19 protein-coding genes and 3 rRNA genes are annotated in these 24,471 nt (G+C 32.0%); all 22 read left to right on the top strand.

Going from position 1 to position 24,471, the window contains the following annotated elements; translation table 11 throughout:
- Nucleotides 1-97: 97 nt before the first annotated feature.
- The 22 genes from dnaA to VLK81_RS01530 all read left to right on the top strand — a co-directional run bounded on the left by dnaA (nt 98) and on the right by VLK81_RS01530 (nt 24,445).
- Nucleotides 98-1,531: a chromosomal replication initiator protein DnaA gene (dnaA, locus tag VLK81_RS01425; protein ID WP_324618728.1), complete on the top strand. Its 1,434-nt coding sequence runs from the start codon at nt 98-100 to the stop codon at nt 1,529-1,531.
- Between the two features lie 232 nt (nt 1,532-1,763).
- Nucleotides 1,764-2,882, top strand: a complete 1,119-nt coding sequence (dnaN, locus tag VLK81_RS01430) for a DNA polymerase III subunit beta (RefSeq protein ID WP_324618729.1) — start codon at nt 1,764-1,766, stop codon at nt 2,880-2,882.
- Nucleotides 2,883-3,089, top strand: coding sequence for a S4 domain-containing protein YaaA (yaaA, locus tag VLK81_RS01435; RefSeq protein WP_324618730.1), 207 nt, complete (start codon nt 2,883-2,885; stop codon nt 3,087-3,089). It begins immediately after the preceding gene.
- A gap of 12 nt (nt 3,090-3,101) precedes the next feature.
- Entirely contained in the window at nt 3,102-3,359 is a 258-nt protein-coding gene (locus tag VLK81_RS01440; protein WP_324618731.1) for an AAA family ATPase, read from the top strand.
- Nucleotides 3,292-4,173: a DNA replication/repair protein RecF gene (recF, locus tag VLK81_RS01445; protein WP_324618732.1), complete on the top strand. Its 882-nt coding sequence runs from the start codon at nt 3,292-3,294 to the stop codon at nt 4,171-4,173. The genes VLK81_RS01440 and recF overlap by 68 nt, the downstream gene beginning before the upstream one ends.
- Nucleotides 4,170-4,436 (top strand): extracellular matrix/biofilm biosynthesis regulator RemA family protein, encoded by a 267-nt coding sequence (locus VLK81_RS01450; protein WP_324618733.1) that lies wholly within the window; start codon nt 4,170-4,172, stop codon nt 4,434-4,436. Before recF ends, VLK81_RS01450 begins: the two co-directional genes overlap by 4 nt.
- 12 nt (nt 4,437-4,448) lie before the next feature.
- On the top strand, nt 4,449-6,362 hold the full coding sequence (gene gyrB, locus VLK81_RS01455; protein ID WP_324618734.1) for a DNA topoisomerase (ATP-hydrolyzing) subunit B: 1,914 nt from the start codon (nt 4,449-4,451) through the stop codon (nt 6,360-6,362).
- Nucleotides 6,363-6,378: 16 nt separating this feature from the next.
- Nucleotides 6,379-8,817 carry a DNA gyrase subunit A gene (gyrA, locus tag VLK81_RS01460; RefSeq protein ID WP_324618735.1) on the top strand — a complete coding sequence of 813 codons (2,439 nt, stop codon included), beginning with the start codon at nt 6,379-6,381 and terminating at the stop codon, nt 8,815-8,817.
- A 1-nt stretch (nt 8,818) separates the two neighbouring features.
- Complete coding sequence (locus VLK81_RS01465; RefSeq protein WP_324618736.1) at nt 8,819-9,124, top strand: STAS domain-containing protein; 306 nt, start codon at nt 8,819-8,821, stop codon at nt 9,122-9,124.
- Between the two features lies 1 nt (nt 9,125).
- Nucleotides 9,126-9,461: an ATP-binding protein gene (locus VLK81_RS01470; RefSeq protein WP_324618737.1), complete on the top strand. Its 336-nt coding sequence runs from the start codon at nt 9,126-9,128 to the stop codon at nt 9,459-9,461.
- Between the two features lie 2 nt (nt 9,462-9,463).
- Nucleotides 9,464-10,243 carry a SigB/SigF/SigG family RNA polymerase sigma factor gene (locus VLK81_RS01475; protein ID WP_324618738.1) on the top strand — a complete coding sequence of 260 codons (780 nt, stop codon included), beginning with the start codon at nt 9,464-9,466 and terminating at the stop codon, nt 10,241-10,243.
- A gap of 441 nt (nt 10,244-10,684) precedes the next feature.
- Nucleotides 10,685-11,947: an ABC transporter substrate-binding protein gene (locus VLK81_RS01480; protein WP_324618739.1), complete on the top strand. Its 1,263-nt coding sequence runs from the start codon at nt 10,685-10,687 to the stop codon at nt 11,945-11,947.
- A complete protein-coding gene (locus VLK81_RS01485) occupies nt 11,923-12,822 on the top strand; it encodes a carbohydrate ABC transporter permease (protein ID WP_324618740.1) in 900 nt (299 codons plus the stop codon). The genes VLK81_RS01480 and VLK81_RS01485 overlap by 25 nt, the downstream gene beginning before the upstream one ends.
- Nucleotides 12,812-13,645 carry a carbohydrate ABC transporter permease gene (locus tag VLK81_RS01490; RefSeq protein WP_324618741.1) on the top strand — a complete coding sequence of 278 codons (834 nt, stop codon included), beginning with the start codon at nt 12,812-12,814 and terminating at the stop codon, nt 13,643-13,645. The genes VLK81_RS01485 and VLK81_RS01490 overlap by 11 nt, the downstream gene beginning before the upstream one ends.
- Nucleotides 13,646-13,744: 99 nt before the next feature.
- A complete protein-coding gene (locus tag VLK81_RS01495) occupies nt 13,745-14,800 on the top strand; it encodes an ABC transporter ATP-binding protein (RefSeq protein WP_324618742.1) in 1,056 nt (351 codons plus the stop codon).
- A gap of 6 nt (nt 14,801-14,806) precedes the next feature.
- Complete coding sequence (locus VLK81_RS01500) at nt 14,807-15,868, top strand: uroporphyrinogen decarboxylase family protein (protein WP_324618743.1); 1,062 nt, start codon at nt 14,807-14,809, stop codon at nt 15,866-15,868.
- A gap of 319 nt (nt 15,869-16,187) precedes the next feature.
- A 16S ribosomal RNA gene (locus VLK81_RS01505) occupies nt 16,188-17,705 on the top strand.
- Between the two features lie 155 nt (nt 17,706-17,860).
- A 23S ribosomal RNA gene (locus VLK81_RS01510) occupies nt 17,861-20,747 on the top strand.
- A gap of 53 nt (nt 20,748-20,800) precedes the next feature.
- Nucleotides 20,801-20,917 (top strand): 5S ribosomal RNA (rrf, locus tag VLK81_RS01515).
- The 16S, 23S and 5S rRNA genes sit together here, the layout of an rRNA operon.
- 1,301 nt (nt 20,918-22,218) lie before the next feature.
- Nucleotides 22,219-22,725, top strand: coding sequence for a DNA-deoxyinosine glycosylase (locus VLK81_RS01520; RefSeq protein WP_324618744.1), 507 nt, complete (start codon nt 22,219-22,221; stop codon nt 22,723-22,725).
- A 546-nt stretch (nt 22,726-23,271) separates the two neighbouring features.
- A complete protein-coding gene (locus VLK81_RS01525) occupies nt 23,272-23,580 on the top strand; it encodes a hypothetical protein (protein WP_324618745.1) in 309 nt (102 codons plus the stop codon).
- A 172-nt stretch (nt 23,581-23,752) separates the two neighbouring features.
- A complete protein-coding gene (locus VLK81_RS01530; protein WP_324618746.1) occupies nt 23,753-24,445 on the top strand; it encodes a response regulator transcription factor in 693 nt (230 codons plus the stop codon).
- The last annotated feature ends 26 nt before the right edge of the window (nt 24,446-24,471 follow it).

Raw genomic sequence — 24,471 nt, forward strand, 5'->3', positions numbered from 1 at the left:
ATTTTTTTATATTAATTATATTGGCTAAATTAAGCCATTTAAAGAAATAGGATTTATTAATTAATTTTATATTTATGTTGATAATGAAAGGATAAGTATGGATGAACTAGCCCTTATATGGCAAAATGTTACAAATTATTTTAAAAGTGAATTAACGGAGATGATTTACAATACTTGGATAGGTAGGCTTGAGCCAAAAAGCCTTGAAAATGATGTTTTAACTATTCATGCCCCAAATGAATTTACTAGAAATATGATAAATTTAAAATATGCTGATAGTATGGCTAAATATTTAAAATCTATTACTTCTAGAGATATAAAAATCTATGTAACTGATCCTTCTATGGATAATGTAGAAGTATCTGAAAATGATAGGGAAAACTTTGATATTTCTTCAGATGAAACTAATGCTTTTAATAAAGATGATTTAGAAAAAAGAAATGATGAAAGTATGGTGGAAGACGGGCTTTTAAAATACGATGACTCAAAGGATTATAAATTTGAAGAAATAGGTCTTTCAGATAGGTACACTTTTGAAAATTTCGTTGCCGGTAAGTCGAATGAATTTGCACTTTCTGCATCAATTGCTGTTTCAAAATCTCCAGGCAGAAGTTTTAACCCTCTATTTATATATGGCGGAGCGGGCCTAGGTAAGACCCATCTAATGCACGCAACTGCTAAGGCTATTCTTGAGCGTTTTCCAGAAAAGAAAGTAGTTTATTTAAGTAGTGAATCATTTACAAATGAACTTATTAGATCTATAAATACAAGGAAAAATGAGGAGTTTAGAAAAAAATACAGAAATATTGATGTTTTACTTATTGATGATATTCAATTTATTGCAGGTAAAACAGGTACTCAAGAAGAATTTTTCCATACATTTAATGAACTTTATTCAAATAATAAGCAAATTATCATATCTTCAGATAGACCACCAAAGGAGATTAAAACTCTGGAAGATAGGCTTGTATCTAGGTTTGAATGGGGACTTATTGCCGATATTCAAAAACCTGACTTTGAAACGAGAGTTGCTATACTTAAAAATAAGGTAGAAACAGAAAAAATAGATATTCCTGAAGATGTAATTGAGTATATTGCAATGAATGTAAAAGTTAATATCAGAGAACTTGAGGGAGCCCTACTTAAAGTTGCTGCCTACAAGTCTTTAATGAAAATTGAAAATATGAATCTGGACTTTGCAAAGGAAGTTCTATCTAAAATAATAAGTGACACTGAAGAAGTAGAAATTACTATTGAACTTATAAAAAATACTATTGTTAGTTTTTATGACTTAAAAGAAAATGATCTAGAATCTAAAAAAAGATCAAAAAATATAGCTCTTCCAAGGCAAATTGGCATGTACTTATCTAGAAAACTAACTGACCTTTCCCTACTAAAAATTGCTTCTTCTTTTAATAGGGATCACTCAACTGTAATCCATGGAATAGATAAAATAGAAGATCTTGTAAAAACAGACAACAAAGTAAAAGATGACATTGAAAAAATAACGGAAATTATTAGAAGTAAGTAACATTTGTTTATAAGTTATGTTCATAAGATGTTTATAAGTATTTAATTTTAGCTGATAAAAAATACTATCTTGATAATGTTAATATCTAAGATATTTATAAGTAAGCTATTAACATAATTATCAAGTATCTAAAGGCTATTAATTATATTATATTAAGTACTTATCAACAGTTTAAACATATACTACTATTACTTCTACTCTTTTATAATAATAACAATAATGGGAGGATAAAATGGAATTTAGAATTCACAAGGAAGATTTTTTAAACGCAATAAATATTTCTCAAAAAGCAATTTCTTCAAGAACTACTATGGAAGTGATAGAGGGTATTCTTATAGAGGCATTTGATAATAATAGCATTCGTCTTACATCAACAGATTTTGAAATCTCTATAGTTACAGAGGAAAATGCAGAAGTTATTGAATCTGGAGCAGCTGTTATTAAGGGTTCTTTACTTGGAAATATAATAAGAAAATTACCTTCTGATACTATAGAGTTTAAGGCAGACGATAAAAAAGTGGATATTAAATGTCAAAATTCATTTTTCTCTCTATCAGCCTTTTCAAAAGAAGATTATCCAAGTTTGGTTGAGGTTAAGAAAGAAAATGGAGTTGTTTTTGAAAAAGATTTCTTTTTAGAAGCTGTTAAAAAATCTTTAGTTTCTGTCGCAGATAATGACTCTAAACCTCAATTTATGGGAGTTCTTCTAGATGGAGATGTCAATAAGTTAAATTTTATAGCCCTTGATGGTTATAGAATTAGTTCATCAAAGATTAAAAAAGTTTTGGATAGAAAAGTTTATAGTATCATCCCATCAAAGGCGCTTATAGAATTATCTAGAATTCTTGAATCTTCTGATGATCTTTCATTTAATTTATATTTTGATAATAATCATATTTTGTTTGACCTTGAATTTACTAGATTTTACACTAGGCTTATAGATGGTAAATTTATTGATTATGAAAGAATTTTAGAAAGTAACTTTAAAAGCTCTTTTACTTGTGATAAAAAGTCATTAATTGACGCCCTTGAAAGAATATCTCTTATAACTACTTCCCAAAACACCAGGTTAATTAAGATAAATATTAATGAAAAAGAATTAAATATTACATCCAACAATGAAATAGGTAAGGGATCTGAAATTGTTGAAATAAAAGAATTTAAGGGAGAAGGGATAAATATAGCCTTTAATTACAGATATCTTTTAGATGGTCTTAGGGTCTTATCTAAAGATGAGGTAAAAGTTCTTTTTTCAGGATCAAACGACCCATGCCTTATTGTAGAAGATTTAGAAAAGATAGATTTTTCATATCTAGTACTTCCTGTTAGGATAAAAAGTGAGGATTTTTAGATGGAAAAGGTTAAAATAAGTACAGAATTTATCAAATTAGACCAGCTTTTGAAATTTACTAATATCTGTTCAAGTGGAACTGATGCAAAATTTATTATTCAAAATTCAGATATTTTGGTTAATGGAGAAAGTGAAAAAAGAAGAGGTAGAAAACTTTTTAAGGGTGATAAAGTAGAAGTGATGGGTAAGATTTTTTTAATTGAATAAAAGAGGATTAACTTGTATATATCACATTTAAAACTAATTAATTTTAGAAATTACAAGGAAGAAAAAGTTACTTTTACTAAAAACACCAATATTTTGATTGGGAAAAATGCTCAAGGTAAGACCAACTTAATAGAATCTATTTACTATCTTTCTAGGGCGAATTCTTTTAAAAAAATAAAAGATAATGATATAATACGATTTGGTGAAAATTCTTCAAGTCTTTTTTGGTCATATTGTAAGGAAAAACAGAAGAAAAGTTATAAAGATTGAAATAGGGGAAGAAAAATATATTGAAATCAATGGTTTAAAAGTGGACTCTTTAAAGGAGATGAATAATCAATTTGATATAGTATATTTTTTACCAGATCAGTTAAGAGTAGTAAAGGAAGGGCCTCAGCTTAGAAGAGAACTTGTAGATAACCAAATTATTAGTTTAAAACCTTCTTATAAAAAGATTTTTTTAAATACTAATAAACTTCTTTTAGCTAGAAATAATATACTTCGTTTAAGAGAAAATACAAGCTATAAAAAAGAACAAATAATTGCAATTACTAAGTCCTTATCCACTTACATTAAAAGCCTATCCTATCTTAGAAGGGAATATATAAAAAGTTTAAATTATACAGCTAGGTCAGTTCATAGTTTTTTAACGGACTCTAGTGAAAAATTAGAACTTAATTATCTTTCTTTTTTTAATGGACTTGAAGAGGATGAAATTTATTATAAAATAATGACAAGGCTTGATCAGGATATGGAAAGGGGATATACATATTTTTCCCCTCAAAGAGATGATATTGATATTAAGATAAATAATTTTTCAGCTAAAAAATTTTCATCTCAAGGACAAATTAGGTCAATTATTCTTTCTATAAAAATAGCTGAATTGGAGAATATAAAAAAAATAAAAGGTAGTTCACCAATATTTTTATTGGATGATGTTTTTTCTGAACTAGATTTTGATAGAAGAAAAAGAGTTCTAGAAATTATTAAGGATTCTCAATCAATAATTACGACAAATGATCTAGATAAAGGATTAGATGCAAAGATATTTTATATTAGAGAGGGAGTAGTAAGAGAAAATTGAGATTTTATTTAGATTTAGGAGATAAAAATTTAATAAATGTAGACGATATTGTATGTATTTTAGACTACAATAACGCAATAGAGATAGAGGAGGAGAAAAACTTAGTTTTAAACTACAAGAAAAATGCAAGTATTATTAATCTTACCAAGGATTCACAAGCAAGATCTCTAGTACTTACAAGTGGAAAAGATGGAAAAGTTATCTATAAAACTAGTTTTAGCTCTAAGAGATTAAAAGAGAAATTACAAGAAAGGATAATGTAATTTAGGTGAAAAATGACAAATAAAAGAGACTATTCAGCTGATAATATTAGGGTTCTTGAGGGCTTAGAGCCAGTTAGATTAAGACCTGGAATGTATATAGGTTCAACCTCAGAAAGAGGACTTCATCATTTGGTATATGAAGTTGTTGATAACTCTATAGATGAAGCCCTAGCTGGAGACTGCGATACAATAAATATAAAAATATATAAAGATGGTTATCTTGAAGTTGTGGATAATGGTTCTGGAATTCCAGTTTCTAAACATAAACAAACTGGTAAATCTACTCTTGAAACTGTACTTACTGTCCTTCATGCTGGAGGAAAATTTGATTCAAAAGCCTATCAATTTTCAGGTGGTCTACATGGTGTAGGTGTTTCTGCTGTAAATGCACTTTCTGAACATTTAATAGCCATAGTTAAAAGAGATGGAAATATCTACAAGCAGGAGTTTGAAAGAGGAAAAACTAAAACTGAATTAGAAATAATTGGAAAGTCTGAGGAAACTGGTACTTCCATAAAATTTAAGCCAGATGACACTATTTTTGATACTGTTGAATTTAATTATAGTACACTTGAAAAAAGATTTATGGAAATGGCCTTTTTAAATAAGGGAATAAGAATTACCCTTGAAGACGAAAGAACTGGAGAAAGAGAAGAGTTTCACTACGAAGGTGGAATTAGGTCTTATGTTGAATATTTAAATAGGTCAAAAACTCCACTTCATAAGGACGTTATTTATTTTGAAGGATCGCAAAATAGTGTTTATATTGAAATAGCCCTAGCATACACTGATGCTTATTCTGAAAATACTCTTTCATTTGCAAACAACATTCACACACCTGAAGGTGGTACTCACTTAATAGGTTTTAGAACAAGTTTAACAAGAACCATTAACGCATATGCAAGAGAAAAAAATTTAATAAAGGAAAAAGAAGAAAACCTATCAGGTGATGATGTAAGAGAGGGAATTACTGCAATTATAAGTGTTAAGATAGAAAATCCTCAATTTGAAGGACAAACTAAGGCGAAACTTGGTAATAACGAAGCTCAAAGAGAAGTAGATAGTTTCTTTTCAGAAAAATTTGGGGCATTCTTAGAAGAAAATCCAAAGATTGCTAAGGTTATTATAGATAAGGCTTTAAGTTCCCAAAGAGCAAGAGAAGCTGCAAGAAGAGCTAGAGATTTAACTAGAAAAAGATCTATTTTAGATAATACAACCCTTCCAGGAAAATTAGCTGACTGCCAGTCAAATGATATTGAAGAAACAGAAGTTTTTATAGTCGAAGGGGATTCTGCGGGAGGTTCTGCAAAGACTGGTAGAGATAGAGTTTTTCAAGCTATACTTCCACTTCGCGGAAAGATAATGAATGTTGAAAAGGCCACAATAGATAGAATATTAGGTTATGAAGAAATTAAAGCTATGATAACTGCTTTTGGGACAGGCTTTGGTAAAAATTTTGACCTAAGTAAACTTAGGTATGGAAAAATTATTATTATGACCGATGCCGATGTTGATGGTGCTCATATTAGGACCTTACTTTTAACTTTTCTTTACAGGTTTATGAAACCTCTAATTGAACATGGCCATGTATTTATTGCCCAGCCACCACTTTATGGAATTAAAAAAGGTAATAGGGTTGTAAAATATTGCTATACGGAAGAGGAATTACAAAATAGTCTAGATGAGTTAGGAAGAGATAGTCACAAAATCCAAAGATATAAGGGTCTTGGAGAAATGAATGATGATCAGCTTTGGGAGACTACTATGAATCCAGATAATAGGGTTCTTCTTAGGGTAAATTTAGATGATGAATCGACTTCAGTAGATGATGTTTTTTCAACTCTTATGGGAGATAAGGTCGAGCCAAGAAGAGAATTTATTGAAAGAAATGCAAAATACGTTAAGAATATAGACGCTCAAGCTTAAGAGAAAGGGAGGAAAAATGACAGATAATTTAGATCAATATGTGCATGTAAATGTAGAAGAAGTAGATATTGAAGAGCAAATGAAAAATGCCTATCTTGATTATGCTATGAGTGTTATTATTGCAAGAGCCCTACCAGATGTTAGAGATGGGCTAAAGCCAGTTCATAGAAGAATAATTTATGGTATGCACAAGCTTGGCTTAACTCCAGATAAGCCTTATAGAAAATCTGCAGCACTTGTTGGGGATGTAATGGGAAAATATCACCCTCATGGAGATACTGCTATTTATGATGCAGTTGTTAGACTTGCTCAAAATTTTTCAACAAGATATCTTTTAGCGGATGGTCAGGGTAACTTTGGTTCTGTTGATGGAGATGGAGCCGCTGCTATGCGTTATACTGAAGTTAGGATGACAAAACTTACAACTGAACTTTTAAGAGATATTGGTAAAGAGACAGTTGACTTTCAGCCAAACTACGATGAATCGGAAGAAGAACCAGCTGTTCTTCCTGCAAGATTTCCAAATCTTTTAGTAAATGGATCAAGTGGTATAGCTGTAGGTATGGCAACAAATATGGCTCCACACAATTTAGGAGAAATAATTGATGCGATAGACCTTTATCTTGAAGATGAAAATGTAGGTTTGGAAGAGTTAATGCAAGTTGTTAAGGGTCCTGATTTTCCAACTTATGGAAATATAATGGGAGTAAAGGGCATAAAAGATGCTTATGAAACTGGAAGAGGTAAGGTAATTTTAAGGGCTGAAGCAAAGATAGAACAGTCTAAAAACAAGGAAAAAATTATAGTTACTGAAATTCCATACCAGGTAAATAAGGCAAATCTAATCAAGAAAATTGCAGATCTTGTTAAAGATAAGAGAATAGAAGGTATATCAGACCTTAGAGATGAGTCTGATAGAAGGGGAATGAGAATAGTAATAGAGCTTAAGAGGGATGCAAATAGTAGTGTTGTTCTTAATAATCTATACAAATATACTCAAATGCAAACAACCTTCGGAATAATTAATCTTTGCTTAGTAGATGGAATTCCAAAAACTCTAGGTCTTAAAGACCTTATAAAATACTATGTAGACCATCAAATCGAAGTTGTTACAAGAAGAACTAAATTCGACCTACAAAAGAAGGAAGATAGGGCTCATATAATTGAAGGTTTAAAAATAGCCATAGATAATATAGATGAAATTATAAAAATAATTAGAAATACTTATTCTGATAAGGAAATTAAGGAAATATTTTATAAGAGATTTAAGTTAACAGATAGACAGTCTCAAGCTATATTAGATATGCAATTAAAAAGACTTTCTGGTCTTGAAAGAGAAAAACTTGATCAGGAATATGAAGATTTAATCAAAGAAATAGCTAGATTAAAAGAGATACTAGCAAGTGATAGACTTTTAAAAAATATTATAAAAGAAGAATTAAATGAAATTAAGGAAAAATACGCAGACAAGAGAAGAACTGCAATCCTACCTGATGCAAAAGAGATTGATACAATAGAGCTTATAGAAAAAGAAGAAGTTTTAATAACTCTTACAAACCAAGGTTATGTTAAGAGAACTCCAGTTGATGAATTTAAGGTTCAAAATAGAGGAGGTAAAGGTGTTGTAGGACTTGGAACTAAAGAAGATGATTTTGCTATAAATATGTTTATAGTAAATACCCATCACGAGATTCTTTTATTTACAAATATTGGAAAAGTATATTCTTTAAGATCCTTCGAAATACCAGAAGGCAGGAGAACTTCAAGGGGAACAAATATAGTTAATCTACTAACTCTTGAAAAAGATGAAAAAGTTATAGCTATAGTTCCAGTAAAAGAAGAAAATGATTATCTTATCTTCGCTACTAAAAATGGCCTAGTTAAGAAAACTCCACTTAATGCCTATAAGAATATTAGAAAAACAGGTATTATAGCTACAGACCTTAGAGAAGGTGATAAGATAGTTTCAATTAGGCAAGCTCATGATGATGTAGATATAGTTTTAGTTACAGAGCATGGTATGTCAATTAGGTTCTCAAGTAACCAGGTTAGACCTTCTCAAAGAAAATCTCTAGGAGTTAAAGGAATTAATTTATCAAAAGATGATAGTTTAGTTTCCATGGAAATAATTGACGATTCTAAGTATCTATTCGTAGCAAGTGAATTTGGATATGGAAAGAAAACCTTAATTAGTAATTATACAGCTCAAAATAGGGCAGGTAAGGGAGTACTAACATATAGAGTTAAGGAAAAAACTGGAAATTTAGTTGGAGCTAAAGTTTTGGATGCAAAAGACGATATTATACTTGCATCATTAAATAATGACATAATAAGATTAAATGCTAAAGATATATCAACTCAAGGAAGATCCACATCAGGAGTAAAAATAAAAGATATTGATAAGAATACTAATAAAATAGTGGCTGTTACTAAGTTTATTGAGGAAGAGGTGTAATATGGCTTTAGATATTATATTTGAAGAAGATGACAAGTTAGTAGTAAAACTAAAGGGAGATTTAGATATTTACTCATCCACAAATTTTTCAGACAAGCTATTAGAAAAATATAATGAGAATAAAAAAGATGTTATTGTAGATTTAACAGATTTAGATTATATTGACTCAACAGGCCTAGGGGCATTCATTTCCCTATATAAAAACATAGAAAAGGAAAATGATTTTAAAATAATTAATCCTAAAAAAAGTGTTAAAAAAATATTTGTTATTACTGAATTAGATAAGATATTTAAGTTAGAGGATTAATATGGATATTATAAAATTACAAATTGCTTCAAAAAGCGAATATATGAAAACTGTAAGACTAACCTCAACTTCTCTTGCTTCTTGCCTAGATTTTGACATAGAAAAAATAGAAGATTTAAGAGTAATTGTACAAGAAGCCTGCAATCTATATATTGACTCAGACAAAATAGACATTACCTATAAACTTCAAAATGAATCTATAGAAATCGAAGTTAGGGGAGATAAAAAAACTATAATAAATAAAGAAGATTTAGGAGTTCAAATATTGAAGGCCTTATCTGATGAGGTTTTTTTAGATGAAGATAAAATATCTTTTAAATTATTAAAAGGTAAATAATCATGGTAGATAAAAGTAAAAAGCTGGAAGATAAAAAGTCGGAAAAAGATCTAATAAAAGAAGAATTTTTAGAATATAAAAAAAGCAAAGATAAAAAACTCAGGGATGATTTAATTAAAAAACACCTATATATAGCAGATATTTTAGCAAAAAAATATACTGGAAAGGGAATAGAATATGATGATCTCTACCAAGTTGCTTCCCTTGGACTAATTCAAGCAGTAGATAGGTATGATGTTGAAAAAGGCTTTGAATTTTCTTCATTTGCCACCCCTACTATAGTTGGAGAAATTAAGAAATACTTTAGAGATAAGGGCTGGGTCATTAGAGTACCTAGAAGAATTCAGGAACTTTCAAAAAAAGTAAATATAGCTAGAAGCACACTTGGCCAGCAGCTTCAAAGAGTCCCATCTGTAAAAGATATAGCAGATTATTTAAATATTACAGAAGAAGAAGTTCTAGAAGCAGTAGAAGCTGGAAAAGTTTATGCTCCTCAGTCACTTGACCAAACTGTAGGAAATGATGGGGATAAAGAGCTTTCCCTTGGAGACATTATAGGAGAAGTTGACGATACATTTGATAATGTTGAATTTAAAGATCTTGTTATAAGAACTATGAACGAGATGGAAGAATTAGAAAAACAAATCTTAAAATTAAGATATTTTGAAAAGAAGACTCAAATTTATATTTCTAAAACTTTAAAAATTTCCCAAATGACAGTTTCCAGAGTTGAGAAAAAAATAATTGAAAGATTTAAAAAGAACCTAAATCTTGAAGATTAAAATTATTAAAATATTAGAAAAAATATAAGATTATAAAATTCAAAGGCAGTATAATATTAGATAGAAAAACAAACTAAAAATATCCTAAATTAAGCTAAGCGCTAAGAAAATTTTAGCTATTCAACAATTTAAGATAAAATTTAGATTTTGTTATTTTTAACTACAAATATTGCTTTTGGATTTTTTTATTTTAAAACATTTTAAAAAAAACACTTTATATATAAACAACCAACTAATTTCTTGACAAAGAAAATTTACAATGCTAATCTATATTTAGTAAGTAGATGTTTTAAAAATTATATTATTTTTATAATTTTTAAACTGTATTTACTTAACTAAAATATTTTTAATACTTTTAAGAAAAGAAAATCTAAAAAACTATACTATTTTTACAAACTAGTTTTTAAATTTCTTTTTAAAAAAGCTTATTAGGAGGAAGAAATGAAAGCAAAATTTAGGTTAATTTTATCACTTGTTTTAGCTATGGTGATATTTGCATCATGTACAAAAGATGCAAACAATGGTAAGAAAACAGATGACAATACTAATGGTAAAACTGAAACTTCTACTAGTGATAATACTGGCACAGGTGAAGTAACACTAAAAGTATTAGTTCCAGGATTTGATGAAGGATATTTAAAAGACCAATTAAGTTCTGCAATTGAAAAATACGAAAGTGAAAACAAAAATGTTAAAATCGAAGTTGTTTCAGCAGGTTGGGAAGAATTAAACTCAAAGGTTGTTCAATTATATCAAGCAAAACAATCTCCTGATATAATGCTTCTTGGATCAAGATCACTTAAACAATTTAAGGAACTTGGAATTCTTGAAAACTTAGATTCATATATTACTGATGAAATTCAAAAAGAAAGAGTTAGTAATGTAATGGATACTGGTAAGATTGATGGAGGCCAATATGGTATTCCAATGGCGTTCTCATCAAGAGCTTTATTTTATAGAAAAGATTTAATTCAAGCGCCACCAACTACATGGGATGAATTATTAGAAATAAGTGAAAAAGTAGCCAAAGAAAATAATATGAAAGGATTTGCTTTCCCTACAGATATTCAATCTGGTACAGATGAATTATTAAACTTCTTCTACCAAGGCGGCGGAAGAATAGTTGATGAAAATGGAAACTTTGTAATTGATAGTCCAGAAAACATTGAAACATTAACATTCCTATCTAAATTTAAGGATATTATTCCAGATCCAGTTTCTACAAAGAGAGATGAACAATCTAAGATGTTTATAAATGGAGACCTTGCTATGTTTGTTTCTGGTGCTTGGGAAATTCCTAACCTTGATGAAGCTAATGCTGAATATGGTATAGCAAAACTTCCAAAAGGAAAACAAGAATCTGTAACACTAGTAACTGACTCTTATGTTATGTCTTCAATATCAGAACATAAAGATGAAGCATTCAAATTTATAGAATTTATGATAAATCCAGAAATTCAAAAAACTGTAACTGATGCTTATAACTGGTTCCCAGTAACTAAAGCAGAAGAATCAAGAGATAGATATAAAGAGGAAAATATGAAACCTTTTATGGAAATTATTCCAAATGGAATTCCAGAACCACACGTTCCTAACTGGGATGAATTCAATAAGAGCTTCACAATTGCAGTTCAAAAAGGCTTAACTGGACAAGCTAGTCCTGAAGAGGCGTTAAAGACATGTCAAGAAGAAGTAAACAAATAGAAAATACTAATTCAAGAAAATGGATACCTTATGTACTATTGATGCCAGGAGTTATAATACTCCTGGCTCTATATGGGTATCCTATTATTTTAACATTTATACAGTCCTTCAATAAAGTAAGTCTTTTAACATCAGATATGCAGTTTGTCGGACTAGAAAATTATAAAAGTTTCTTAAGCGATAGGCAAATAATAAAAAGTTTATCTATAACATTTAAATATACATTAATAACAGTATTTTTTAAAATTTCTTTAGGATTTTTATTTGCATATATACTTCATAAAGATATTTATTTAAAAAAGCTCAATAGATTTTTAATACTTATTCCATGGGCAATTCCTCAAGTTGCAGTTTCAACAATTTGGAAGTGGATGCTAGACGGCAATTATGGATATATAAATTATTTTTTACAAAAACTTGGAATAATAGATAAAAGTCTTTACTTCCTATCTGATCCCAAGACAGCATTTTACCTAGTATCCTTTATAGATGCTTGGATGGGAGTACCCCTTGTTTGTATGATGTTTTTAGCTGGCCTAGAACAGATTCCAAAAAGTCTATACGAGGCGGCAGAAATGGATGGAGCTGGGGGACTTAGAATATTTAAAGATATTACCTTAAGTGGAATAAAAAAAGTATTTATGACAGTTACTATATTAGTTACTATCTGGACTTTCAACTCATTTAATGTAATATTTATGCTAACAGAAGGTGGACCGATGAGATCTACTGAAACTTTAATCATGAAAATCTATCAAGAAGCATTTTCAAGATTTAATATCGGTCTAGCAGCTAGTTTGTCAATATTTACAGTAATTATTCTTATGATACTTACAAGTTTTTATATAAAAGGATTTAAAGAAAATGAAAGCTAAAAATATAAAGAAAATAATATTATCAGTTGTTCTTGGAATTTTAATGATTTTTCATCTATTTCCAGTTTTTGTAATGATATCATCATCAATAAAAAGCTACAACGATCTAATAAAATGGCCACCAAAGTGGATAGTGAAAGACCCTCAAATAGTAAACTACGAAGAGGTTTTATTTGGAGAAAAATCGATCCTAAATCCATTTTTAAATTCCCTTTTTATATCTTTAATAGTTATGATTCTCTGTATTATTATAGGAATACTTGCAGCATATAGCGTAACTAGATTTGAATTTATTGGTAAAAAAACTTTTCTAATGGCAATAATATTAACTCAGATGTTTTCTCCGGTTCTTTTAGTAAATCCTATGTATTTAACATTTAGAAGTTTAAATTTACTAGATACAAGAATTTCACTAATAGTTGCAAACCTTGCAAGCAGTTTGCCTATGACAATTTGGCTCCTATACTCATACTTTTCCCAAATCCCAAAAGACTATGAAGAGTCTAGTTGGATGGATGGATGCTCAAGAGTAAGAGGAATTTTTGATATAATACTACCTCTTGCCATGCCAGGAATTATAACAGCAGGCCTATTTGCCTTTATAGCATCATGGGGAGATATAGTATTTGCAAGAACATTTATAACATCCTTTAATTTAAGAACAATATCCCAAGCACTTACAAGTTTTGAAGATCTTTATAAAACTCGCTGGGAACTACAAATGGCAGCATCTGTTATAACAAGTCTTCCACCATTTTTAATTTTCCTTAGCATACAAAAGAAACTTATACAAGGAATGACTACAGATGGAGTTAAGGGATAGAAGTATAGAAAATAAATATTATGAAAATATCAAAAAGACAAAAATTTAATAAAATTACAATATTTTCACAAAATAAAAAATTATCCAAATTGAGAGGAAGTGAAAAAACTGACTATTAAACTTGAAAATGTTAAGAAAACATACGATGGAAAGAATTATATAGTAAAAAATTTAAATCTAGAATTTGAAGATGGAAAATTTGTAGTCTTGGTTGGCCCTTCAGGCTGCGGCAAAAGTACAACATTAAGAATGATAGCAGGACTTGAGAGTATAAGCGAAGGATCAATATATATAGACGGTGTAAGGTCAAACGACCTTCCTTCAAAAGATAGAGACTTAGCTATGGTCTTTCAATCCTACGCCCTATATCCACACATGACAATTAGGGAAAACATATCATATCCATTAAAAATAAGAAAATTAGACAAAAATTATATTAATCAAAAAGTAGATGAGGTAGCTCAGTCCCTAGGCCTATCAGAACTATTAGAAAGAAAACCTAAAGAACTTTCAGGTGGACAAAAACAAAGAGTTGCCCTAGGGAGATGTATAGTTAGGTCTCCAAAAGCATTTTTAATGGACGAGCCTCTTTCAAACCTAGATGCAAAGCTTAGAGTTCAGATGAGAGTAGAGATATCCAGACTTCAAAAAAAATTAAATAAAACATTTATATATGTAACCCACGATCAAATTGAAGCTCTAACAATGGGAGATTTAATCGTTGTAATGAATGATGGAATAATTCAGCAAAAGGGAACAGGTACAGAATTATATGAGGATCCTAATAATAAATTCGTGGCTGACTTTATAGGATCTCCTTCAATGAATTTCCTAGAGTTTGACTCAAATGACACAAGATTCAACGGATATAAGCATGATTTTAAACTAGATAGGCCAGTTTATATAGGTTTTAGACCAGAAAAAATTTCATTTACAAAAAAACATTCTGACGATCTAGAAATAAAATCAAGAATTGAAAAAATAGAAAACTTAGGATCTGAAAAATATATATATCTTACAATAAATGACAAAGAAGTTCTTTTTAGAGATTTTTCAAATAAAGAACCAAAAACAAAAGAAGAAGCAATTTTTTATATTGATCCAAGAGATGTAAGAATTTTCGACAAAGAAACAGAAGAGAGAATTAGAAGGTAGATCACTATGAAAAGCTATGAAAGACTAGAGAGATATTTAAATGGAGAAGAAGTAGATTCTTTTCCATTTGAAGTCTTCTCATCAACACAGGCACTAGCACACTTTATGGGATATGACCACAATGACTTACAAGATGAAAAAGTATATGATGAAGTCATAAGAGAAGCCTTTAATAAATTCGATACAGATCTAGTTAGAATAGGGTATGGACAAAGTACTATTGGAAAATTTTTGGGTTCTAAAGTTAGAGTAAATGAACATGGAAATGAAATGGTACAGGAATTTGTGCTCGAAGATTATAAAGACTTAGAAAAACTTTATCAAAAGAAAAATGATGTAAAAAGAGAATTTGAAAAAATAATAGAATTTGGTAGAAATATTAAAAAAAGAAATGACTTCATTCATATAGGATCAGGAATGAATGCTCCATTTACAACTGCCAGCGGAATTAGAAGTGCAGAAAATATCCTTAGGGACACAAGAAAAAACAAGGAAAAATTAAAAGAGCTTTTAGAACTATCTTTAGAATTAAATATAGAATGGGTAAAAGCCTTTACAAGTGAATTTGGAAAAACAAGATTCCATATAGCAGATCCGGTATCTTCACTAAACCTAATATCTATTAAACAATATGAAGAATTTTCAAAACCATACTTTTCAAGACTAGTTGATAAAATAAGAGAAATAACAGGAATAAAGCCTCAGATCCATATATGTGGTAAAAGCAAAAAAATGTGGCCATTTTTAAAAGAAATGAATATAAGCATTTTTAGCGTAGATAATATAGAAGATATGAAAGAAGTTAAAGAAGCTCTAGAAGATAAAATAGCCATAATGGGAAATGTTGATCCTGTCCATGTAATGAAATTTGGGAAAAAAGAAGATATAAGAGAAAAGCTAGAAATAATATATGAGGACTGTAAAGATTCTAAAAGTGGTTTAATCTTTGCAACAGGATGTGATATAGCTAAAACATGTCCAATAGAGAATATAGAAGAATTTGTAAAAGTCGTAAAAAGCTTTGGAAAGGCAAAAATAAAAAACTTTTCAAAAACCCTTGACAAATAAAAAAAAGGATGTTAGTATAAAAAAGTTGTATCCAAAAAAATCCTAATCAAGAAAATAATTTAAAAATATTTTTAAAAAAGACTTGACAAATGATTTTTTTGCTGATATACTATAACAGTTGCTTCATCTTGAAGTAAAATCCAAGTTAACAAGAAATAAAAAAAGTAAAAAAACTTTTCAAAAAGTGTTGACAAAAGGAAAAAAGCCTGATATACTAATTAGGCACCTCAAGAGAGGCGGCAATGAACCAAACAATTAAAGAAGTACTTTGAGGAAACGTACGAAAAATAATTTAAATGTTTAAGCTAGAATCAAACTTTTTATTGAGAGTTTGATCCTGGCTCAGGACGAACGCTGGCGGCGTGCCTAACACATGCAAGTCGAACGAGAAATTTGAGAAATGAAACTTCGGTCGAATAGATCAAATGGAAAGTGGCGGACGGGTGAGTAACGCGTGAGCAACCTGCCTTACACAAAGGGATAGCCTCGGGAAACCGGGATTAATACCTTATGAAATATTTAATTCGCATGAAATAAATATCAAAGATTTATCGGTGTAAGATGGGCTCGCGTCCCATTAGCTAGTTGGTGAGATAAAAGCTCACCAAGGCGACGATGGGTAACCGGCCTGAGAGGGTGAACGGTCACATTGGAACTGAGACACGGTCCAAACTCCTACGGGAGGCAGCAGTGGGGAATATTGCACAATGGGGGCAACCCTGATGCAGCGACGCCGCGTGAGCGAAGAAGGTCTTCGGATTGTAAAGCTCTGTCCTAAAGGAAGATAATGACAGTACTTTAGGAGGAAGCCCGGCTAAATACGTGCCAGCAGCCGCGGTAATACGTATGGGGCGAGCGTTGTCCGGAATTATTGGGCGTAAAGGGTACGTAGGCGGTCTATCAAGTCATCTGTGAAATCGTAGGGCTCAACCCTATTAAGCAGTTGAAACTAGTAGACTTGAGTAGTGGAGAGGAAAGTGGAATTCCTAGTGTAGCGGTGAAATGCGTAGATATTAGGAGGAATACCGGTGGCGAAGGCGACTTTCTGGACACAAACTGACGCTGAGGTACGAAAGCGTGGGGAGCAAACAGGATTAGATACCCTGGTAGTCCACGCCGTAAACGATGAATGCTAGGTATTGGGGGTCAAACCTCGGTGCCGCAGTTAACACATTAAGCATTCCGCCTGGGGAGTACGCACGCAAGTGTGAAACTCAAAGGAATTGACGGGGACCCGCACAAGCAGCGGAGCATGTGGTTTAATTCGAGGCAACGCGAAGAACCTTACCAGGGCTTGACATATGGGTGAAACACGTAGAGATACGTGCCCTCTTCGGAGCAGCCATACAGGTGGTGCATGGTTGTCGTCAGCTCGTGTCGTGAGATGTTGGGTTAAGTCCCGCAACGAGCGCAACCCCTATACTTAGTTACTAACACTACGGGTGAGGACTCTAAGTAGACTGCCGGTGACAAACCGGAGGAAGGTGGGGATGACGTCAAATCATCATGCCCTTTATGTCCTGGGCTACACACGTGCTACAATGGTCGGAACAAAGGGAAGCAAGATAGCGATATTAAGCGAATCTCATAAAGCCGATCCCAGTTCGGATTGCACTCTGCAACTCGAGTGCATGAAGTCGGAGTTGCTAGTAATCGCAGATCAGAATGCTGCGGTGAATGCGTTCCCGGTCTTGTACACACCGCCCGTCACACCATGGGAGTTAGAAATACCCGAAGTCACTGAGCTTCACGGCAGGTGCCGAAGGTAGGGCTAATGACTGGGGTGAAGTCGTAACAAGGTAGCCGTATCGGAAGGTGCGGCTGGATCACCTCCTTTCTAAGGATGTATGTGTTCCGTCAAAGTACTTCTAAAATTTGGTCATAAAAAATACCGAACCATAAAAACTAAATATAAACCAATAGAACGAGAGATATAAGTAAAGAAACTTCAAACAAAGAAGAGAAAATAGAATTAAAGTGATAGATATTTCCGGTCAAGAAACAAAGAGCATAAGGCGGATGCCTTGGCACTAGGAGGCGAAGAAGGACGCGATAAGCTGCGAAAAGCTGTGGGTAGTAGCAAATATACGATAAACCACAGATATCCGAATGGGGAAACCCACTTGAACAAACTTCAAGTACCGTAAAGTGAACAAAATAGCTTTACAGGAGCTAAACCGGGCGAACTGAAACATCTAAGTAGCCCGAGGAAAAGAAAGAAACATCGATTCCCTAAGTAGCGGCGAGCGAACGGGGAAGAGCCCAGCTAAGAGAAGCGTAAATCTAGACGAAGCTTTTGGGAAGAAGCACCAAAGAAAGTAACAGTCTTGTAGTCGAAAGAGTAAAGTGGACTTAGCAAACGAGTAGCGCACGACACGAGGAATCATGCGTGAACATGGGAGGACCATCTCCTAAGGCTAAATACTACCTAGTGACCGATAGAGAACAAGTACCGTGAGGGAAAGGTGAAAAGAACCCCGGAGGGGAGTGAAATAGAACCTGAAACCTTATGCTTACAAGCAGACAGAGGAGCATAAGCTCTGATGTCGTACTTTTTGTAGAACGGGCCAGCGAGTTACGCTATGCAGCAAGATTAAGTAATTAAGTTACGAAGTCGTAGGGAAACCGAGTCTTAATAGGGCGAATAAGTTGCATGGTGTAGACCCGAAACCAGGTGATCTATCCATGGGCAGAGTGAAGGTGAAGTAAAATTCTCTGGAGGCTCGAACCGGGTAACGTTTAAAAGTTATCGGATGACTTGTGGATAGGGGTGAAAAGCCAATCGAACCTGGAGATAGCTGGTTCTCCTCGAAATAGCTTTAGGGCTAGCCTTATTTTAAGTATACAGGGGGTAGAGCACTGAATGGCTAAGGGGCGTTAGACGTTACCAAAGCCTATCAAACTCCGAATACCTGATATATATAAATAGGAGTCAGACTATGTGGGATAAGCTTCATAGTCAAAAGGGAAAGAACCCAGATCAACAGCTAAGGTCCCTAAATATGGATTAAGTGGAAAAGGATGTAATACTACTCAGACAACCAGGATGTTGGCTTAGAAGCAGCCATACATTCAAAGAGTGCGTAATAGCTCACTGGTCAAGTGGTAATGCGCCGAAGATACACGGGGCTAAAATCCATTACCGAAGCTTTGGGATTAGGTAACTAATCGGTAGAGGAGCAATGTATAGAGGAAGAAGATAAGTCGTAAGGCAAATTGGACCCTATACAAGAGAGAATGCTGGCATGAGTAGCGAAAAAGGTGAGTGAGAATCTCACCCGTCGAAAGCCCAAGGTTTCCTGAGCAAGGCTCGTCCACTCAGGGTAAGTCGGGGCCTAAGCCGAGGCTGAAAAGCGTAGGCGATGGACAACTGGTTGAAATTCCAGTACCAATTACAAGCGTTAGAGAGAAGTGTTGACGCAGAAGGATATACTAAGCGTACGGAAGGAAGAGTACGTTCAAGCAAGTAGGTAGGCACTGTAGGCAAATCCGCAGAGCTAAAAATACCGAGATGTGATGAGGAGCGAAAAATAAGTAGTGAAGTAGTAGATTCCAGGCTGCCAAGAAAAGGCACTATCGAGTAAGTAATTGCCCGTACCGCAAACCGACACAGGTAGGCGAGGAGAGAATCCTAAGACGCGCGGAAGAACCATTGTTAAGGAACTCGGCAAAATAATCCCGTAACTTAGGGAGAAGGGATGCCGAAGATTGTATAGAATTTACTTTAAAAGCAAAATTCGGCCTAAGAGAATAGGCCCAAGCGACTGTTTACCAAAAACACAAGTATCTGCTAAATCGAAAGATGAAGTATAGGTGCTGACACCTGCCCGGTGCTGGAAGGTTAAGGGGAAGAGTTAGCCGCAAGGCGAAGCTTAGAACTTAAGCCCCAGTAAACGGCGGCCGTAACTATAACGGTCCTAAGGTAGCGAAATTCCTTGTCGGGTAAGTTCCGACCCGCACGAAAGGTGTAACGATTTGGGCACTGTCTCAACAATGGATCCGGTGAAATTGTAGTATGCGTGAAGATGCGCATTACCCACGACAGGACGGAAAGACCCCGTAGAGCTTTACTGCAGGCTGATATTGGATTTAGGAGTTAAATGTACAGGATAAGTGGGAGACAAAGAAACTAGGGCGTCAGTTTTAGTGGAGTCACCCTTGGGATACCACTCTTTTAACTTTTGAATTCTAACCTGGTGCCATGAATCTGGTACAGGGACACTGTCAGTTGGGCAGTTTGACTGGGGCGGTCGCCTCCTAAAGAGTAACGGAGGCGTTCAAAGGTCTGCTCAGAATGGTTGGAAATCATTCAAAGAGTACAAAGGCAAAAGCAGGCTTAACTGTGACACCAACAAGTGGAACAGAGACGAAAGTCGGACTTAGTGATCCGGTGGTACCGCATGGAAGGGCCATCGCTCAACGGATAAAAGCTACCTCGGGGATAACAGGCTTATACCCCCCAAGAGTCCACATCGACGGGGGTGTTTGGCACCTCGATGTCGGCTCGTCTCATCCTGGGGCTGGAGTATGTCCCAAGGGTTGGGCTGTTCGCCCATTAAAGAGGCACGCGAGCTGGGTTCAGAACGTCGTGAGACAGTTCGGTCCCTATCCGTCGTGGGCGTAAGAAATTTGAGAGGAGCTGTCCTTAGTACGAGAGGACCGGGATGGACAAACCTCTGGTGTATGGGTTGTTCCGCCAGGAGCAGAGCCCAATAGCTACGTTTGGAAAGGATAAGTGCTGAAAGCATCTAAGCACGAAGCCCCCCTCAAGATGATATTTCTTTAAGAATCCAGACAGAAAATCTGGTAGATAGGTCAGAGGTGTAAGAATAGTAATATTTTCAGCTAACTGATACTAATAATTCGAATCCTTGACCGGATATATGTATTACTTTAAGTAATACTTAAATCTTAAGTTTTAAGGTTTATATGTATGGCGCTAATAGCAGGAGGGATACACCTGTTCCCATCTCGAACACAGAAGTTAAGTCTCCGAGCGGTGATGGTACTAGTTTGGAAACGAACTGGGAGAGTAGCACGGTGCCAGACGAAGAGAGCATCCATTGTTGGATGCTTTTTTTGTATTTAAAAATTTATTACTAAAATTAAAAAGTATAAATTTTATATCAGTTTTAATAGTCATGATCTATTATAAGCTTTATGATAAAATATTTTTTTCAACAAGAAAAATAAATTTTCAAAAAAGTAAAATTAATAAAAAAATTCTATAAAATAAAATTAAATGAACTATGTAAGCATGTGGAATTATAGAAAAATAAAAAATAAGACTTTAAAAACTTCAGAGACAGATTATAGAATAGTTAATAAAATTGTACTTAATATAAAGAATTAAAAAAAAGCAAAGTAAGTTTTACTAACTTAAGAAAAATAATTAATAGAAAAATTATAAAATAAAATCTGAGTAAATTTTTAAAAAAGTAAAATTAATAAAAAAATTCTATAAAATAAAATTAAATGAACTATGTAAGCATGTGGAATTATAGAAAAATTTAAAATAAGACTTAAAAAACTTCAGAGATAGATTATAGAATAGTTAATAAAATTGTACTTAATATAAAGATTTAAAAAAAGCAAAGTAAGTTTTACTTTACTTAAAAAAAATAATTAATAGAAAAATTATAAAATAAAATCTGAATAAATTTTTAAGGAAAGTAAATTTAATAAAAATTCTATAAAATAAAACTAAGTAAACTTTGTAAGCCTATAGAATTAAAAAATATGAAACAAAAGCTTAAGGATAGAAAAAGAAAAGTTACAAAATTATTTATTCACAAAGGCTTAAAAAATTCTGTAACAAATATAAAGTACCTTATATTAAGTTAAAAAAAACAGTTTAAAGAAAAGTTTATATAACAGTATTTAAAATTGGGTAAGAGATAAATAATACAAATTTATAAAACAAGTCTTAAAGAAAATATTGGGAAAGGTTAGAATAATAAGAAATTAAAGAAAAAAAAATTTTCTAGCCTGCACAATTATAGAAAAAACAAAACTTTAAAAAATTGAAAGAGATAAATTATATAATTTTATTATAAAGAGTTAAGTATAAGTTTTGAAAAAATAAAACGCCTTTTACTAAGTAAGAATTATAATTAATAGAAAAATCTATAAAAAAGATTTAATTAAAGTTTGTTTGAAAGTAGAATTATAGGATAAATTTATAAAAGAATATATAGAAAAAATCTCTATATTAGATTAATTACTGTATTTCTACTAATAGATACTTATGAATAAGCTAACTTTTATGATAAATAATTCGTTTTCTAATTATATAAATTATTTAATATATTATATGACACTTTAAATTTAAATTGATATAGGAGGTTTTTATGAAAAAACTAGACGGCTATGAAAGAGTTATCCATCCTTTAAATCCTTTTTACGAAAAAGATTCTAAAATTTTAATACTAGGTTCCTTTCCTTCTATCAAAACTAGGGAGTATGGATTCTTCTATGGTCATCCTCAAAATAGATTTTGGAAGCTTATGGAAATTCTATTTAATACTAGTCTTTCTAGAGATATTGATGAGAGAAAAAAATTTTTAAGTGAAAATAAAATTGCCCTTTATGATTCTATTTTTCAGTGTGATATTATTATGTCCAGTGATTCCAGTATAAAAAATGTAGTTTTATCTGATATTGAGTCTATTATAAAAAATTCTGAAATTAGAGAAGTTTTCTTAAATGGGGCTACTTCTTATAAGTATTTTAAGAAAAATAATTTGAAAGATTTTTCTATTAGGGGAATTAAGCTTCCATCTACAAGCCCTCTTAATGCTAGATATAGTTTAGATGATCTTGTTGATTCATGGAAGATAATTTTGAGCTATTTATAAATGTAATTAAATTTTTTATTAGTAAACTTATTTCCATTATTTGACATAAATATTTTATTTTGATAGTCTATTATTATAGACCAACAAATTTAAGGAGGGAATGTGAATAAAAAATTTAAGTGTTAATTTTATAAGTATTTTGTTTTAGCTGGTCAGATGTGAAAGCTGCTAAGGTTAAAAAAATTGAATCATTTAATCTAGCTAATTCAGAAATTCTTCGATATAGAGGTCCAGGTGCAAATAGCTTTGATTATTATTTTAAAGATGCTTACTGGCAATATAGAATTATTCTGATATAGGAAGAAAAGAGTGGTGTTTAACAGTACTTCCTAGCCAAAATGTTTTAGGATATTTTAATGAGGAAATAAATACTGCATGGGGTGGTGCTCTCCAAGCTAGATTTTCTGGTGATTATAGATGGAAAAATACTGAATCAATGAGAAAACTTTTTTTTGTCACGTTAGATATCAATTATTTAAGCAAATTTGGAATTTAGAACCTTTTAGAACTAATCCAAGTGATTTTACTTGTAAGGAGGAGGACAGAATGTTAATCGAATATGGTAATTTGGTAAAAATTGGCTTTATTCTTATGAGTACAGCTAATATTTTATCTTTAATTGTAGCTTTTTCTAGAAAAGATTATTCATTTAGAAGTTTAGTAGTATCTATTATTTTACTTATCTCTAGACTTTTGTTCTTTATCAATGAATATGAAACTTATGATAATTTAGTTATTTCTGAAGCTCAAGCTAAAAATTTCTTTAGACTTAACAAATATTTACTTATTTTTGATTTGACTGTATTTATTGTTGGAGCAATTTATATAGTAAAAAACAGAAAAAAATCTGACTAGGTTCTCTAAATTTACTTAAATCTATTTGCTTCTCTAATAATGCATTATTTTTACAAAATTAATTATATATTTTACATGCTAGCCTTCTAATATTACAAAATTGTAAGATTAGGAGGCTTTATTTTGTGATAGAATAATATATAAGAAGACTTTTAAAAAGGAGGCCTTTGGTTTGAGTGATATATTATTGGTTGAAGATGATAAGAGTTTGGTTACTGGTTTAAAATATATGCTAGAGAGTGAGGGTTATAGTGTTGACTATGCATATACTAAAAAAGATGCCATTAGATATATTGACTATAGTGATTATTCTCTTTTTATATTAGATATTGGTTTACCTGATGGTTCTGGCTTTGAGGTTTGTGAGTATATTAGGCTTAAAAATATTTCTCCTATTATTTTTCTAACTGCTAGAGATGAGGAGGAGGATGTTGTTAAGGGGCTGGAAAAAGGTGCTGATGATTTTATTTCTAAGCCTTTTAGAAAATATGAGTTTTTATCTAGGGTAAAGAGTGTTCTCAGAAGGTATTCTACTAAAAATACTTCTAATATTTTAATTTCTGGGGATGTTAGAATAGATCAGATTGAAGGAAAATGTAATGTTAGAGAAAAGGATATTTATCTTACTCCAACTGAATTTAAGTTACTTTCTTATTTTATGGAAAATTCTAAAAAAGTAATTGATAGGGCAAAGGCTCTTGAGTTTTTGTGGGATACAGATGATAAGTCAATAAGTAATTCATCTATTTCTGTATATATAAGTAGGTTAAGGGAAAAAATTGAGCTTAATCCAGCTAGCCCAGAATATATTATTACTGTTAGAGGGGCTGGTTATAGGTGGGATAAAGAGGTTAGAAGAGCTTAAATGTTTAGGGTGAGAGATTTTAAAAA

The organism is Citroniella saccharovorans (genome assembly GCF_035481615.1).
GTDB classification, from domain to species: domain Bacteria; phylum Bacillota; class Clostridia; order Tissierellales; family Peptoniphilaceae; genus Citroniella; species Citroniella saccharovorans.